The organism is Clostridium cylindrosporum DSM 605 (genome assembly GCF_001047375.1).
Lineage (GTDB): Bacteria > Bacillota > Clostridia > Clostridiales > Caloramatoraceae > Clostridium_AB > Clostridium_AB cylindrosporum.
In genome coordinates this window covers 117,133-132,815 of sequence record NZ_LFVU01000003.1, presented here as the reverse complement: position 1 = coordinate 132,815, position 15,683 = coordinate 117,133, and the positions used below count along the sequence as shown (strand labels likewise).

Here is a 15,683-nt window from a genome sequence, read left to right as displayed (position 1 = left end):
ATAAGCTTACAGCCGAAAGGTTAATATGCCTGGGATGCTCGTATAGCTTTAGATTTGAACCGACATAGAATAAAGGGGAGCTGATGTCAATCAGGATATGTTATATCTACTACGAGTAGGGAAACAGAATACTTTTTGCAGGCACCCACCTGCTGAGAAGGCGGGTATCAAATTTAGAGTAAGCGACATGTTGGGTTTACTATGTAAATAACCTCCTGATTTTATCAGGAGGTTAAGTTTTGTTCTTTTATATTTTATTATAAAAGTCCAGCTACAGCAGGTAATAAACTAACTATAAAGGATACTAGAATTACTACTGTAACGATTTTAATCATTTTTTGGCGCTTTTCTTTTCTTCTACTCAAAATAAACACCTCTTTAAATTCTGTTTTACATATTAGTTTTTTTAAAATAAAATTATATGTAATATAATTATTATTATAAATCAGTTTTTAGTATAGTCAACATAAGTATTAAGGAGTAGATTTAAATATGAAAAAGTTTGGCAGTGCAGTAATTTTAGCAGGTGGTAAAAGTTCTAGGATGGGTTTTGACAAAAAAGATATGGTTATAAATAATGAGAGACTTTTGGTAAGTATGGTTAGAAAATTGCGAGATATTTTTGATGAGATTATTTTAATAACAAATAATGAAAATAGTCTTAATATTTTTGATAAAACCTCAAAGGATATTATTAAAAGTTTAGGACCATTATCCGGTATATATACAGGACTTAGCTTAGCTAGTAGTGAATATGTATACTTTATTGCATGTGATATGCCAGTAATAAATAAAAGCTATATTTTATATATGATAAAACAATTAGAAAACAAAAATGCTGAGGCTTGTGTCACCAGATATAATGAATGGATAGAACCATTTAATGCATTTTATTCTAAAGTAGTTTCAACTAGTATAGAGGAATTTCTAAATAATAATCGTAGAAGTATATATAGTCTTGTATCCTCTCTCAATACTATATATATTGAAGAAAATATAGCAAGAGAGTTTAGCAAGGACTTTGAAATGTTTTACAACCTAAACACAAAAGAGGATATTGACAATTACATAAAATACAACAATGAAAACCTAGATTAAATACTAGGTTAATTATACTTTCTATAAATATATTTTAATTACAAAAGTAACAACAAGATATTATTGTAGTATCTTGTTATAGTGTTATAAAGTGTAAATGATTTTTAGGGAGGTATATTATGAAAGATTATGATATAGCTATGGGAATTATAAGAGTTACTGAGGCAGCAACTCTTCAGTGCTCAAAATTTCTTGGAAGAGGAAATAGTGAAACACTTGACAAGGTGGCGGTAGATGGGGCAAGACATGCCTTTGAACTTTTACCAATTAAAGGGAAGGTTGTAATTGGAGAGTGTGAGCTTGAAAAATTACCAATAATGTACCATGGTGAAAAGGTAGGCATGTGGGAGGATGATCAGGTAAAGGCAGATGTTGCAATTGACCCTCTAGATGGTGCATCACTTGTTGCTAAGGGGAGACCAAATGCTTTATCATCTATAGCAGTAACTGAAAGAGGGGGAATTCTAAGTCTTCCTAAAATATACATGAAAAAAATAGCGGTTGGACCTAGAGCTAAGGGTTCTATAGATATAAATCTTTCATTAACTGAAAATATTAAAAAAGTGTCAAAATCTCTTAGTAAGGACATAACAGAAATGACTTTAATGATTCAAGATAGAGATAGGCATTCAAGTATAATTGAAGAAGCTAGGGGTGTTGGTGTTAGAGTTAAGATATTTTCAGAAGGGGATATAGCTGCAGCACTTGCAACAGCATTTGAATATACGGGAGTAGATATGCTTATAGGAATAGGAGGAACCCCTGAGGGAACACTTGCAGCAGCTGCTCTAAAGTGTATAGGAGGGGAATTACAAGCTATTCTTACCCCACAAAATGATGAAGAAATCAATATGTGCAAAAGGGCTGGGATTGATGACTTGAATAAGATATTTACTCAAGATGACCTTATAAAATCCGATGATGTATATTTTGCTGCAACTGCTATAACAAATTGTGATGTTCTAAAAGGAGTAAGATACTTAGAACATAAGGCTATTACTGAATCCTTAGTTATGAGATCATTTAATGGAACAGTTAGATTTGTTAAAGCTACACACAATTTAGATAAAAGTATGTTAAGTTTGGATTGATCTAAATTTAATGCTTAAAGATACATAAGGAGAATTTTACATGGAGCGTTTTTTCTTTTCAGCATTTATTTTTTTACTTACAATTACTTGTATATTTCTTAAGCCTTTTAATAAGAAGGAATGGGTATATACAACTTTTTTTGCGATGTTAACCTTATTGTTTGGACTTGTTAAATTTCATGATATTGAATATGTCTTTTCAAATGTATGGAATGCTGCTCTTTCACTTATTTCTATAATGATTATATCATTAGTACTTGACGATATTGGCTTTTTTAAGTGGTCAGCTTTAACTATGGTATTAACATCAGAGGGAAATAAATTTAAATTGTTTTTAAATTTAATAATATTAGGTTCATTAATAAGTGTTTTCTTTAATAATGATGGGGCAATACTAATACTTACTCCTATAATTTATGAAGCCATGAAAAGTCTTGGATTAACATACAGGGAAACTATTCCATTTCTTTTTGCATGTGGTTATATAGCTGATACGGCTAGTGTTCCCCTTGTAGTTAGCAATCTTGCAAATATTGTTGCTGCTGATACACTTTCAATTGATTTTACTTACTATCTTAGTAAAATGATAATCCCAGGGATTGTGATAATTGTATCTGTTTCAGTAACTATGTTTATTAATTATAGAAAAGAGCTAACAGGTTATTATAAAACTACAAATATAATTAATCCTGATGATTGTGTTAAGGATTGGAGTATTTTTAATTCAGGAATATTTACTTTATTACTTGTTATAGTTGGGTATTTTATTGGAGGGTTATATCGCATACCAGTATCAATAATATCAACCCTCGGAGCATTATTTCTTTTAGCTCAGGGTTACAGACGAAAAACAGTTAAAATAAATGGAATATTAAAAAAAGCACCATGGTCTATTTTAATTTTTGTACTTTCAATGTATTTAATAGTCTATGGTTTATACATAAATGGTTTAAATGTTGTCATGTATAATATTATGCAATTTTTAAATAATAAATCAGTTTTAGTAGTATCACTTCTCTATGGTATAATATCAACTATAGCTGCATGTTTTATGAATAATCTACCATCTGTTATGGTAGGTTCCATAGCAGTAAATGATAGTCTACTAAATGGTGTTACAAGAGAAATAATTTCATTTGCGAATGTAATAGGAAGTGATGTTGGTGCAAAAATAACACCAATAGGCTCTCTTGCAACAATTATGTGGATTGGTATATTAAGTCAAAGGGGTATTAAAATAAGTTTTAAGGAATATACAATAACTTCTCTTAAAATTATAGTTCCCCCATTACTAATAGGACTTATAGTATTAGCAATTATGTGAGGTGTAAAATGAAAAAAGAATTAAGAAAAGAACTAATAAAAAACAGAACTTCTATGGAAAATGTTGAAGTAGAAAAGCTAAGCGCACTTATAAACTCATACATAATGGAGTGGGATAAGTATAAAGAGGCTAAAGCAATTATGAGTTACTACTCATTTAGAAACGAAGTTTTAACTGATGAATTAATAAACCATTCATTCGATGAAGGAAAGACAGTTGTACTTCCTAAGTCAATAAAAGAAGGTAGTAAAATACTTCCTTGTATTATAAAAAGTTTATCTGAGCTTAAAAAAGAAAACTATGGAATAATGGAACCACCTACAGATAACTTACTAGATAGAGATGAACTTGATATTGTTTTTGTTCCTGGTGTAGGCTTTGATAAAAGAGGATTTAGAATAGGTTACGGCGCAGGCTACTATGATAGATTCTTAAATGACTATAAAGGTATCAAGGTTGGAGTATGCTTCGAACTTCAAATGGTAGAATATGCATATAATGATGAACATGACATCGCTATGGATTATATTATTACAGAAAAGGGCATAATAAAAACTGGTGATGAATAATGAAAATGTATGCTCTAGATGGAGAGTGTAGAGAAATAAAGGAAAGTGATATTCGTGATGATGCCTCTTGTTTTTACTGGATTAATATGTCATATGACGATAAGTATATGTTAGAAAAGTATATGGGTGTAAACCTTTATACACATGATGATTGTATATCAAAGCTTGAGGCTTCAAAGGTTGAATTTTATGATAAATATACTTTACTTACAATTGTGTCTATGAATTATGATGCTGGAAAGCTTTCTTCAGAGAATATCATAGTATTTTTAAATGAGAAATTCATATTCACTTTATGTAAAAGTCCAGTAAAGATAATTAAGGAACTTGAAAACGACTTTATATCACATAAAAATAGTGCCTTTTTCTCCACTAAAAACTCTCCCTCAAAGCTATTATATTATATACTAGATAAAATAATTTTAACAGATTATGAGATAATAATAAAACTTGAGAAGATAGCAGACAGCCTTGAATTAAACATAATGAAAAATGCTAGCAAACAGTTTTTAAATGCACTTATACACTTAAGACATCAAATACATACTTTAAGAAGATCAGTTGCTCCTTTAAGATATATTGGAGACGATTTAATTACAAATGAAAATGAAATATTTGAAGTTGAAACTATCAGAAACTTCAAAAACATTAACTCAAAAATTGATAAACTTATGCTTTCTTTGGAAAGTCTTGTTCAATATACAGCGCTTGTTAGAGAATCCTTTGAAACAGAGATGGCTAACAAAACAAACGAGTTAATGAAGCTTTTTACTATAGTTGCAATGATATTTTCTCCGTTAACTTTGGTGACAGGTATATATGGAATGAACTTTAAAATTCCGGAATATAAGTGGGAATTTGGTTACTTATATGTAATTTTATTAATGATAGGATTATCAGTTGGACTATTTTTCTACTTTAAAAAGAAAAACTGGATGTAGGAAAGGCGGTGTTACTTTGAAAAAATTAGAAAAAAAGTATGATCTTTTTTGGGAAACTGCAAGTGATGATGACATTAAAAAAGTAATGGAATTTAATGATGGCTATAAAAAGTTTATGGATAACTCAAAAACAGAAAGAGAATCTGTAGAAGAAATAGTCAAAATAGCAAAAGCAAATGGATATAGAAATCTTAAAGACATTATTAAAAATGGTGGGGATATTAAATCTGGAGATAAGGTATATGCTATTAATATGGATAAGGCGATTGCTTTATTTAATATAGGAGAAGGATCTTTAGTAGATGGAATGAACATTATAGGTTCTCATGTAGATGCTCCAAGAATTGACTTGAAACCAAATGCACTTTATCAAGATGAGGGTCTTGCTTTGTTTGAAACTCATTACTATGGAGGTATTAAAAAATACCAATGGGTTACTATTCCATTAGCTATACATGGAGTATTTATTAAAGAAAATGGTGAGAAGGTTAATATAGTTATTGGTGAAGATGAAAATGACCCAGTTGTTTATATTTCTGACCTTTTGATACATCTGTCTGCCAATCAAATGGAGAAAAAACTTGCTAAGGGTATAGAAGGTGAAGATTTAAATATCCTAGTTGGAAGTATTCCATTAAAAGATAGTAATAGTAAAGCAAAAGTTAAATCAAATATACTAAAAATATTACATGAAAAATATGATATAGTTGAAGAAGATTTTGTAAGTGCAGAAATAGAAATAGTACCTGCTGGAAAGTCTAGAGATGTAGGCCTTGATAGAAGCATGGTTATGGCTTATGGTCATGATGATAGAGTATGTGCATATACATCATTGATGGCTCTTACAGAGATTAGTGGGCAACAAAAGACTGCAGTTACTTTATTTGTAGATAAAGAGGAAATAGGCAGTGTAGGTGCCACAGGAATGGAATCAAGATTCTTTGAAAATATGGTAGCAGAAATTATGAATCTTAAAGGTGAATACACTGAGATTAATTTAAGACGTTCACTTTCTAATTCAAATATGCTTTCAGCAGATGTTACTGCTGCTATGGATCCTATATACAAATCTGTTCTTGAAAAGAATAATGCTGCATACTTAGGTAAGGGTGTTGTACTAACAAAGTATACAGGATCAAGAGGTAAAAGTGGAAGTAATGATGCAAATGCAGAGTTTGTAGCAAAAGTTAGAAGGATATTTAATAATAACAAAATAACATGGCAGACTGCTGAACTTGGAAAAGTAGACCAAGGCGGCGGGGGTACAATTGCATATATACTTGCTCAATATGGTATGGAGGTAGTAGACTGTGGAGTTGCACTTCTTAGTATGCATGCACCATTTGAAATAGCAAGTAAGGCAGATGTATACGAAGCCTATCGCGCATATAAGGCTTTTATGATAGAAGCATAGTCTAATTTAGAGTGATATGAAAGTAATATATTACTTTCTATACTAATATTCAATAAAGAAAAAGAGTTACTATTTAGTAAAAACTAGGTAGTGACTCTTTTTCTTTATAAAAATAAGGTTAAAGTAAAAAAAATTGGCCAACTAGTATTTATCATAAATTATATTATCATAATTGATAATATAATTTGAAAACAAAAAATAGAAAACTGATAATAAAAAAATAAAATAATTAAGAATATTTGTAAATATTAATTAATATTCTTTGAAATATTTATTAATATATTGTAAACTATATTTAATGGTAATACCTATCATTTTTAGCGGTAATACCTATCATAATTACGTAGTTTTGTTACTATAAATAATAAAAGCTTTCTTTTTCAGATATGATTTATATTTATATGCTTTTACGATCTAATATTCTATATTGAACAGCTTCAGCTACATGGTTTAAATCTATACTATCAGATAAATCCATATCCGCAATTGTTCTAGAAAGCTTAAGAATCTTGTTTAGTGAACGAGTACTTAAAGATAAATTATTAAATATGTCTTCAAGAAAATTATTGGTTTCCTTAGATATTTGGCAATATTTTTTTATATGTGAGGTTTGCATTTCAGAGTTAAACTTAATGTTTTCATTAATAAAACGAATTCTCTGGATTTCATGAACCTTCTCAACTCTATTTCGTATACTAATTGAAGATTCTTCATTTTTAGTAGAATTAATTTCTTTATAGCTAATAGGTTCTATAGAAATATGTATATCAATTCTATCTAGTATTGGACCAGAAACTTTAGAAAGATAATTTTTAATTTCATAATCATTACATCTACATTGTTTGTTTATAGTATCATAACCATAATATCCACATTTGCAAGGATTCATAGAAGCAACGAGTAAAAATCTAGAAGGATATGTATATATTCCTTTAGCTCTTGATATTATTATATTACCTGATTCCATAGGCTCTCTTAATGCCTCAAGGGATTCACGCTTATATTCAGGAAGTTCATCAAGATAAAGAACTCCATTATGTGCAAGAGATATTTCTCCTGGAAGAGGATTTACACCTCCACCTATTATTGCACTAAATGATGCTGTATGGTGAGGCTCCCTAAAAGGTGGAATAGTTATAAATTCGCTTTTATTTGAGCACTTTCCTGATATACTATGAATTTTTGTTACTTCAATTGCTTCTTCAACTGTAAGACTTGGAAGTATAGTTGGAATTCTTTTAGATAGCATAGTTTTGCCACCCCCCGGTGGCCCCAGCATTAATATATTATGATTTCCACTAGCACATATTTCTACTGCTCTTTTAGCGAAGCTTTGTCCCTTAACCTCAGAAAAGTCTAAATGAAAATTTAGGTTTCTCGAAATATTTCTAGAGATTTTAAGGGGATTTATTGAAATTTCTTTATTTAAAAATAACACTACTTCTTTAAGAGTTTTAACAGGATATATGACTATATTATCTATAGATGAAACTTCATTTATATTATCAAATGGAATGAATATTTCTTTAATACCTTTACTTCTAGCTTCTAGAACCATAGGAAGACATCCCTTAGTGTAGGTTATATCCCCACTAAGTGAAAGCTCTCCAATAAATGCAATTGAAGATGTATCAAATGATTTTATACTTCCAATATTATGTAATATGCCTATTGCTATAGGTAAGTCAAAATGGGGACCTTCTTTTTTCAGATGAGCTGGTGCAAAATTAACTATGATTCTACTTAGTGGAAACTCTAATCCAGAATTTTTAATAGCAACTCTTACTCTATCTTTTGATTCTTTAATTGTTATATCTGGGAGGCCTACCATATTGAAGACAGGTATTCCATTTTGAACATCTGCTTCTATTTTTACTATAAATCCTTCAACACCATGTAAGGATATTGAATTAATAGTACTAATCATTTAAATCATCTCCTTATTGGAGATTGTAGCCGTAGTTCAGGCTATCTATACAATGAATTGTGGGAAAATTGTGAATTATGTAATAGGGGGGTAACTAATGAAAACAAAAATAATAAATGTTAATTTTAAATGCGGTAAAATTCATCAAAATAATGATGATAGACTTGAGAATCTGCACTCAAGCCTTGCTGAAAAATTTAAAAAATCTAGAATGGAATTTGAGAGAATCTATAGTATCGAAAGAAGAATAGAGGGGTTTATTGGCTTCAATCAAAAGGATTATGAACAAAAAGTGGGGTGGAGTATTCTAGGTATCAGTATTGTATATATTTATGTTGTAGCAATACTACTTAACTTTCACAATTCTCTTTTTACTGTAGCTTTATTACTAGTAGGGGAATGGTATATCTTAGGTCTAAGGGGCAAATTATTTGCAATTTTTAAAAGCATAAAACTATCAAAATGCTTAAAAAGTATGAGTAAAGATAGTTTAGGTATTCTTAAAAATTTAATATTAGAAAGAGATAAAATAGAAAAGTCTATTGAGAACAATAAATATATAGAATATAAATACCTGCTAAAGTATATTCAAGATGATTTGTTAAGAGAAAGGTTCTTTGAACTTATAGAGGAATATATTTCTACTAACAGTGTAGATAATTTAAATCAAGCTGCAAAATACGCTGTTAAGGAAAGTCATAAAGTTAACTTTGGCCTTAGAAGAGAGTTTTAACGCATTTGACTCAGGTTGAAAAGTGTTAGTATAATAACAGAAGAAATTATAAAGGCATTAGATTTAACTTAAGAAGGTGTTTAAATGACAAAAAAACTGAAAGTTGGAATTATTGGTGCTGGTGCAGCAGGAATAACAGCAGCTATATTTATATCACGCTTTGGTGGTGAGGTATTCCTATTTGAACAATTAGATAGAGTAGGTAAAAAAATACTAGCAACAGGTAATGGAAGATGCAATATGACTAACACTGGAATCGATATATCAAGGTTTCATGGAGAAAATCCTAAGTTTGCATTTTCAGCCTTAAAAGAATTTAGTTCATATGATTCTATGGATTTCTTTCATGAACTTGGAGTTCTTTGTAAGGAAGAAGATGGGGGTAAAGTATATCCCTATAGCGATCAAGCATCTAGTGTATTAGATGTATTAAGGTATGAATTAGAATCTCAAGGAATAAAGGAAAGAGTATTAACTACAATAGAAAAGGTTAGTAAAACTGATAAAGGTTTTGTTTTACTAAGTAGTACTAAAGAAAAGTTTTTAGTTGATAAAGTAGTAATTGCTACAGGGGGGAAATCTTCTCCAAAGTTAGGGTCAAAGGGAATAGGGTATAAAATAGCAAAGGATTTAGGTCATAGTATAATAAATCCAGTTCCTGCACTAGTTCAACTAAAATTAGATTATGAAAATCTAAAGGCAATTAAAGGTGTAAAATTTATAGGTAATGCAGCAATTATATCTCAAGGTAAGACCATAAAGGAGTATGATGGAGAGATTCTATTTACTGACTATGGTATTTCAGGTCCACCTATTTTACAACTAAGTAGAACCGCAATGTTTGCATATAATAATGAAGAAACTCCTTATATAAAAGTAGATATGTTTAAAGACCTAAACTATGAAGAATTTATGTCACTAATTAAAGAAAGATTATCTACTGCCAATAATAAACCAATTGATTTTGCTCTTATTGGATTAATTAATAAGAAGTTGATTCCCATTGTATTAAAAGATGCTGGAATAATAAATTTAAAAAAGTTATGTAAAGATATATCTAAGAAGGAAATTGAATCACTATGTAAAATTCTTAAAGGCTGGACCTTTAAGATATCAGGATGTACAGGATGGGAGTTTTCTCAAGTTACTGCTGGAGGCGTTAATGTAAAAGAAGTTAACCCTAAAACACTTGAATCTAAAATTATAAAAGGGCTGTTTTTTGCAGGTGAAGTTTTAGATATTGATGGCGATTGTGGTGGGTTTAACTTGCAGTGGGCGTGGTCCTCAGGTTATCTTGTAGCAAACAATATATTTCATGATTAAGCAGTAGAATAAGTTCTACTGCTTTTCTTAAACCTACTACCTTTGAATAGAAAGATATTTAAATGACAAGAATGTAAATATCATTTAATGTATAGGAGAGAATTAATTGAGTATTTTTGAAAAACTATGGTTTACTAAAGTAGACATAGATAAAAACATAAAACTGGATATTTTAAATAAAGGAATAGAATTAAAGAAACTTTATAATCATAGCTATGAAAATTTATTAAAATTAGGACTATCTCTGAAAGATGCTATGGCATTTGAAAAAGCAAAAGACTCAGAGTATATCAATAAAGTTATTGATTATTTAGATAGAGAAAATATAAGATTTGTATTTATAACTGATAAGGAATATCCTGCTTTATTAAAACATATTTATATGCCACCTATAGGACTTTTTATTAAGGGGTGCAATATTAATCTTAATAACTCTATAGGGATAGTAGGTGCAAGACGTGCAAGTATTTATGGAAAGGAAGTAGCTAGAAAACTAGCAAGGGAAATCTCTTTAAATGGTATAACCGTTATTTCTGGTTTAGCATTAGGAATAGATGCTAGTGCACATATTGGTTCTATTGAAGGAAGTGGAATTACTGCAGCAGTAATTGGAAGTGGTCATATGCATACTTATCCCAAGACTAATAAACATCTTTATAATGAAGTTTTAAAAAAGGGATGTATTATTTCTGAATATTTTCCAGAACAAGAGCCATTAAAACATAGGTTTCCTGAAAGAAATAGAATTATAAGTGGAATATCCAAGGGTACTCTAGTAGTTGAAGCTGGAGATAAAAGTGGGTCTTTAATTACCGCAAACTTTGCTCTAAACCAAGGTAGAGAAGTATACTCTATTCCAGGAAACATATATTCACCTACAAGTATCGGCTGTAATAAGCTTATAAAAGAAGGTGCAAAGATTGTAATCGATGTTAATGATATATTAGAGGACTTCGATTGTGTCAAAGAAATTTCAAAAGAACATAAAAAGAATTTAGATGAAGATGAAACCAATGTAGTTTCTTGCTTGGAAAGTGGTAATAAAAGCTTTGAAGAAGTAGTAAATATCCTCAATATACCTTCAAATAAGCTTTTAGTAATTTTAAGTAAACTTGAGTGCAGAAGAATTATCAAGAGGGTTTATGGTAATTATTACTCAATTTACCAAACTTGATTTTCTAACACTATATCATTTATAATACACTTATTGTGTATAAAATAAATTCGGAGGTGTTTTTATGGCTCAGTCCCTGGTTATAGTGGAATCGCCAGCCAAGGCTAAAACAATTGGTAAATTTCTAGGAAAGAATTTTAAAGTTCATGCATCAATGGGACATGTAAGAGATCTTCCAAAGAGCCAAATAGGCGTCGATATAGATAATAACTATGAACCTAAATACATAACAATTAGAGGTAAAGGTGAAATTTTAAGTACATTAAAAAAGGAAGCTAAAAAAAGTGATAAAATATATCTTGCTACCGACCCTGATAGGGAAGGTGAAGCTATCTCTTGGCATTTAGCACATGCTTTAGGTTTAAATAACGATGATAGTATAAGAATTGAGTTTAATGAAATAACTAAAACCGCTGTCAAATCAGCAATAAAGAATCCACGCAGAATAAATAATAACTTAGTATATGCACAGCAAGCTAGAAGAATAGTTGATAGACTCGTGGGTTATCAAATAAGTCCTATACTTTGGAGAAAGATTAAATGGGGACTTAGTGCAGGTAGAGTACAGTCTGTTGCTGTTAAGTTGATTTGTGATAGAGAAAAAGAAATTAGAGAATTTATTCCAAAAGAATATTGGTCTTTAACCGCAAAGCTTAAAGCTAAAGGAGGAGTATTTGAAGCTAAGTTTCATGGCAAAGGTAAAACGAAACTTCCCCTTGATAATGAAAATGACGTAAATAAGATACTAGATGAAATTAAATCTAAAGACTTTGTTGTACATGAAGTGAAGAAAAGTGAGAGAAAAAGAGTACCTCCTGCACCTTTTATAACAAGTACACTTCAACAAGAAGCTTACAAAAAAATAAACTTTTCAACTAAGAAAACAATGTCTGTTGCCCAACAATTGTATGAAGGTATTGACATTAAAGGTGAAGGTACTGTTGGTCTTATAACGTATATGAGAACCGACTCAACAAGATTATCTACGGAAGCCCAGGATTCAGCTAAAAGCTTTATCGAAGAGGAATATGGTAAAGAATATTTATCACCTATTAATAGAGTTTATAAATCAAAAGGGACATCTCAAGATGCTCATGAAGCTGTTAGACCAACATCAGCCCTAAGAACACCTGAAAAAATCAAAGATTCTTTAACTAATGATCAATTTAAACTTTATAAACTTATATGGAGTAGATTTATAGCTAGCCAAATGAGTGATGCTATTTTTAATTCAGTTTCTGTTGATGTTACTGTAGGTGAATATCTTTTTAAAGCATCAGGGAGCACCATAAAGTTTCCAGGCTTTCTTAATACATATAAAATTGATGACGACGATGAATCTAAGAAATTACCTGAGCTTAATGAAGGAGAAGTACTTATTTCAAAGGGTATTGAACCTAAACAACATTTTACTCAACCACCTGCTAGATATACAGAAGCAAGCTTAGTTAAAACCCTTGAAGAAAACGGAATTGGAAGACCTAGTACATATGCACCAATAATAAGTACAATTACAGATAGAGGCTATGTTTTAAAAGATAAAAAAACATTGGCACCAACTGAACTTGGGGAAATTGTTACTGAACTACTAATCGAATACTTTAACAATATAGTTAACGTTGAATTTACAGCTAATATGGAAAAAAAACTTGATGAAATAGAAGCTGGCAGTGAAGAGTGGAGAGAGGTTGTTAATAACTTCTATTCCCCACTTAAGGACCTTATTGAAACTGCGGAAGAACAAATAGCAAAAATTAGTATTGAAGAACCTGTTGAAGTTACAGACATACTTTGTGATAAATGTGGTAAGAATATGGTTATAAAGCATGGTAGATACGGAAAGTTTTTAGCTTGTCCTGATTATCCTGAGTGTAAAAATACAAAACCAATTCTTGAAGAAATTGATGTTCCTTGTCCTAAATGTGAATCTACCATTGTAATAAGAAGAAGTAAAAAGGGTAGAACTTTTTATGGATGTAGCTCATACCCTGAATGTGATTTCGTTAGCTGGAACAAGCCAACAAATAAAAAATGTCCTGTTTGTGGAGAGATTCTTTATGAAAAAGCAACGAAAAAAGAAACAAAACTTATATGTAATAATGGAGATTACGAAGAAAAAATAGAAAATAATCCTGATGATGAAAAAATAAATTAACATAATGTTCACAATTATCCTGAGCTTTAGACCCTCTCAAATATTGCTTAATAAATTTTTTTATGTTAAAGTGAGTTGTGTTCTTGGGATGAACAATTCAAAATATTATATATTTTTTAATAATTCTAAAAATATACTATACTTTCAAAATATACGATATATACGATATATGATAATTATTATTAAAATTATAAAAATAGTAACAGAACATGCAGCTTATTTAAAGTTACTAAGAAATTATTAGATTAGAAAGATTTATTTGGGAGGTTATTCAGTAATGTCAACACTATTAGATAAAACAAGAAGATTGAACAAAATATTACAAAAAACAGCTACTGAAGCTGTTATGTTTTCAGATATTTGTAAAACTTTAAGTGATGTAATGGATTGTAATGTATATGTAGCAAGTAGAAAAGGAAAAATTTTAGGCCATGGTATTAAAGATGAATATGAGGCTGAATTAGTTAAGGATAGATTATTAAAAGATAATAAATTTTCTGAAGAGTATAATGCTATGCTTCTTCAAATCACAGAAAGTAGACCTAATCTTACAGATGGTGAATATTCTGCCTTTGGTGCTTCAGAGCAAAATATTAATAGTAATAAGGCAATAACTATTATACCGATTATAGGTAATAGAGAGAGACTTGGTACTTTAATTCTTGCTAGATATTCAAAGGAATTTAATGATGAAGATTTAGTTCTTGCAGAATATAGCTCTGCAATTGTTGGAATGGAAATAATAAGATCAAGACATGATGAAATAGAAGAAGAAGCAAGAAAGAAGGCTGTTGTTCAGTTAGCACTTGGAACACTTTCATATTCTGAACTTGAAGCAGTTGAGCGTATTTTTAGTGAATTAGATGGAAATGAAGGACTTCTTGTTGCAAGTAAAATTGCTGATAAAGTTGGAATTACAAGATCTGTAATTGTTAATGCATTAAGAAAGTTTGAAAGTGCTGGAGTAATAGAGTCAAGATCTCTTGGTATGAAGGGAACACATATAAAGATTCTTAACGACAAACTTATTGAAGAATTAGATAAGTTAAAAAACTAGTAAAAACTGGTTGATAATAAATATACTAATATAATTAGATTGTATTGCCTTATAAAAAAAATTATGTTATACTTTGTAAGGTAAATTACACACGCCGTACAATTTCTGAAAAGGTGCCCTAGAGGTTTTTTAGAAAAATGACTATGGCGGAGGAATAACCTGGAGGTGCAATATGTCAGTAATATCAATGAAACAACTACTAGAAGCTGGTGTACACTTTGGACACCAAACAAGAAGATGGAACCCTAAAATGGGAGAATACATCTTCACAGAAAGAAATGGAATTTATATCATCGACTTACAAAAAACTGTAAAGAAGATGGAAGAAGCTTATGATTTCGTTAAGGAAGCTTCAGTAGATGGATGTGAAGTACTATTTGTTGGTACTAAGAAGCAAGCTCAAGATTCAGTTAAGGAAGAAGCTGCAAGATGCGGAATGCACTTTGTAAGTGAAAGATGGCTTGGAGGAATGCTTACAAACTTCAAAACTATCAGAGCTAGAATCCAAAGACTTATGGATCTTGAAAAGATGCAAGAAGATGGAACTTTTGATCTTCTACCTAAGAAAGAAGTTATCAAGCTTAAGCATGAAATGGAAAAACTTGAAAAGAACCTTGGTGGTATCAAGAACATGAACAGAACACCAGATGTTCTATTCGTAGTAGATCCAAGAAAAGAAAAGAATGCTGTAGCTGAAGCTAAGATATTAGGAATTCCTGTTGTTGGTATCGTAGATACAAACTGTGATCCAGATGAAGTGGATTATGTAATACCAGGAAATGACGATGCTATTAGAGCCGTAAAGCTGATAGCTGGAAAGATAGCAGAAGCTATTATCGAAGGAAGACAAGGCGAACAAACTGCTGAATAATAATAT

13 protein-coding genes and 1 other RNA gene are annotated in these 15,683 nt (G+C 30.4%); 13 read left to right on the top strand and 1 reads right to left on the bottom strand.

Translation table 11 applies throughout. The features are described from left to right. The first annotated feature begins 23 nt into the window (after positions 1-23). The 7 genes from ssrS to CLCY_RS01995 all read left to right on the top strand — a co-directional run bounded on the left by ssrS (position 24) and on the right by CLCY_RS01995 (position 6,437). A non-coding RNA gene (ssrS, locus tag CLCY_RS13410) (6S RNA) lies at positions 24-201 on the top strand. Between the two features lie 291 nt (positions 202-492). Next, positions 493-1,098, top strand: a complete 606-nt coding sequence (gene mobA / locus CLCY_RS02020) for a molybdenum cofactor guanylyltransferase (protein WP_048569468.1) — start codon at positions 493-495, stop codon at positions 1,096-1,098. A 119-nt stretch (positions 1,099-1,217) separates the two neighbouring features. Continuing rightward, positions 1,218-2,189 (top strand): class II fructose-bisphosphatase, encoded by a 972-nt coding sequence (gene glpX / locus CLCY_RS02015; protein WP_048569467.1) that lies wholly within the window; start codon positions 1,218-1,220, stop codon positions 2,187-2,189. Between the two features lie 40 nt (positions 2,190-2,229). Further along, entirely contained in the window at positions 2,230-3,513 is a 1,284-nt protein-coding gene (locus CLCY_RS02010) for an ArsB/NhaD family transporter (RefSeq protein ID WP_048569466.1), read from the top strand. 8 nt (positions 3,514-3,521) lie between these two features. Further along, complete coding sequence (locus tag CLCY_RS02005; protein ID WP_048569465.1) at positions 3,522-4,082, top strand: 5-formyltetrahydrofolate cyclo-ligase; 561 nt, start codon at positions 3,522-3,524, stop codon at positions 4,080-4,082. Beyond that, the gene (locus tag CLCY_RS02000) at positions 4,082-5,023 is read left to right on the top strand and encodes a magnesium transporter CorA family protein (protein WP_048569464.1); all 942 of its coding nucleotides are present in this window, start codon (positions 4,082-4,084) and stop codon (positions 5,021-5,023) included. The genes CLCY_RS02005 and CLCY_RS02000 overlap by 1 nt, the downstream gene beginning before the upstream one ends. A gap of 16 nt (positions 5,024-5,039) precedes the next feature. Further along, positions 5,040-6,437 carry an aminopeptidase gene (locus CLCY_RS01995; RefSeq protein WP_048569507.1) on the top strand — a complete coding sequence of 466 codons (1,398 nt, stop codon included), beginning with the start codon at positions 5,040-5,042 and terminating at the stop codon, positions 6,435-6,437. Between the two features lie 397 nt (positions 6,438-6,834). Here the strand turns inward: CLCY_RS01995 and CLCY_RS01990 are convergent, their stop codons facing one another. Beyond that, positions 6,835-8,364 carry a YifB family Mg chelatase-like AAA ATPase gene (locus tag CLCY_RS01990; RefSeq protein ID WP_048569463.1) on the bottom strand — a complete coding sequence of 510 codons (1,530 nt, stop codon included), beginning with the start codon at positions 8,362-8,364 and terminating at the stop codon, positions 6,835-6,837. A 97-nt stretch (positions 8,365-8,461) separates the two neighbouring features. Here CLCY_RS01990 and CLCY_RS01985 point away from each other — a divergent pair, with 97 nt between their 5' ends. The 6 genes from CLCY_RS01985 to rpsB all read left to right on the top strand — a co-directional run bounded on the left by CLCY_RS01985 (position 8,462) and on the right by rpsB (position 15,677). Beyond that, positions 8,462-9,097, top strand: coding sequence for a hypothetical protein (locus tag CLCY_RS01985; RefSeq protein ID WP_048569462.1), 636 nt, complete (start codon positions 8,462-8,464; stop codon positions 9,095-9,097). Between the two features lie 84 nt (positions 9,098-9,181). After that, positions 9,182-10,420 (top strand): BaiN/RdsA family NAD(P)/FAD-dependent oxidoreductase, encoded by a 1,239-nt coding sequence (locus CLCY_RS01980; protein ID WP_048569461.1) that lies wholly within the window; start codon positions 9,182-9,184, stop codon positions 10,418-10,420. A 106-nt stretch (positions 10,421-10,526) separates the two neighbouring features. Then, a complete protein-coding gene (gene dprA / locus CLCY_RS13275; RefSeq protein ID WP_053083234.1) occupies positions 10,527-11,594 on the top strand; it encodes a DNA-processing protein DprA in 1,068 nt (355 codons plus the stop codon). 64 nt (positions 11,595-11,658) lie between these two features. Continuing rightward, positions 11,659-13,749: a type I DNA topoisomerase gene (topA, locus tag CLCY_RS01970; protein ID WP_048569460.1), complete on the top strand. Its 2,091-nt coding sequence runs from the start codon at positions 11,659-11,661 to the stop codon at positions 13,747-13,749. A gap of 277 nt (positions 13,750-14,026) precedes the next feature. Next, the gene (codY, locus tag CLCY_RS01965; RefSeq protein WP_048569459.1) at positions 14,027-14,806 is read left to right on the top strand and encodes a GTP-sensing pleiotropic transcriptional regulator CodY; all 780 of its coding nucleotides are present in this window, start codon (positions 14,027-14,029) and stop codon (positions 14,804-14,806) included. 172 nt (positions 14,807-14,978) lie between these two features. Continuing rightward, a complete protein-coding gene (gene rpsB, locus CLCY_RS01960) occupies positions 14,979-15,677 on the top strand; it encodes a 30S ribosomal protein S2 (RefSeq protein WP_048569458.1) in 699 nt (232 codons plus the stop codon). Positions 15,678-15,683 lie beyond the last annotated feature (6 nt).

Coding starts and splice junctions, on each gene's coding strand:
- mobA (WP_048569468.1), top strand. CDS start 493: ATGAAAAAGTTTGGCAGTGCAGTAATTTTAGCAGGTGGTAAAAGTTCT.
- glpX (WP_048569467.1), top strand. CDS start 1,218: ATGAAAGATTATGATATAGCTATGGGAATTATAAGAGTTACTGAGGCA.
- CLCY_RS02010 (WP_048569466.1), top strand. CDS start 2,230: ATGGAGCGTTTTTTCTTTTCAGCATTTATTTTTTTACTTACAATTACT.
- CLCY_RS02005 (WP_048569465.1), top strand. CDS start 3,522: ATGAAAAAAGAATTAAGAAAAGAACTAATAAAAAACAGAACTTCTATG.
- CLCY_RS02000 (WP_048569464.1), top strand. CDS start 4,082: ATGAAAATGTATGCTCTAGATGGAGAGTGTAGAGAAATAAAGGAAAGT.
- CLCY_RS01990 (WP_048569463.1), bottom strand. CDS start 8,364: ATGATTAGTACTATTAATTCAATATCCTTACATGGTGTTGAAGGATTT.
- CLCY_RS01985 (WP_048569462.1), top strand. CDS start 8,462: ATGAAAACAAAAATAATAAATGTTAATTTTAAATGCGGTAAAATTCAT.
- CLCY_RS01980 (WP_048569461.1), top strand. CDS start 9,182: ATGACAAAAAAACTGAAAGTTGGAATTATTGGTGCTGGTGCAGCAGGA.
- topA (WP_048569460.1), top strand. CDS start 11,659: ATGGCTCAGTCCCTGGTTATAGTGGAATCGCCAGCCAAGGCTAAAACA.
- codY (WP_048569459.1), top strand. CDS start 14,027: ATGTCAACACTATTAGATAAAACAAGAAGATTGAACAAAATATTACAA.
- rpsB (WP_048569458.1), top strand. CDS start 14,979: ATGTCAGTAATATCAATGAAACAACTACTAGAAGCTGGTGTACACTTT.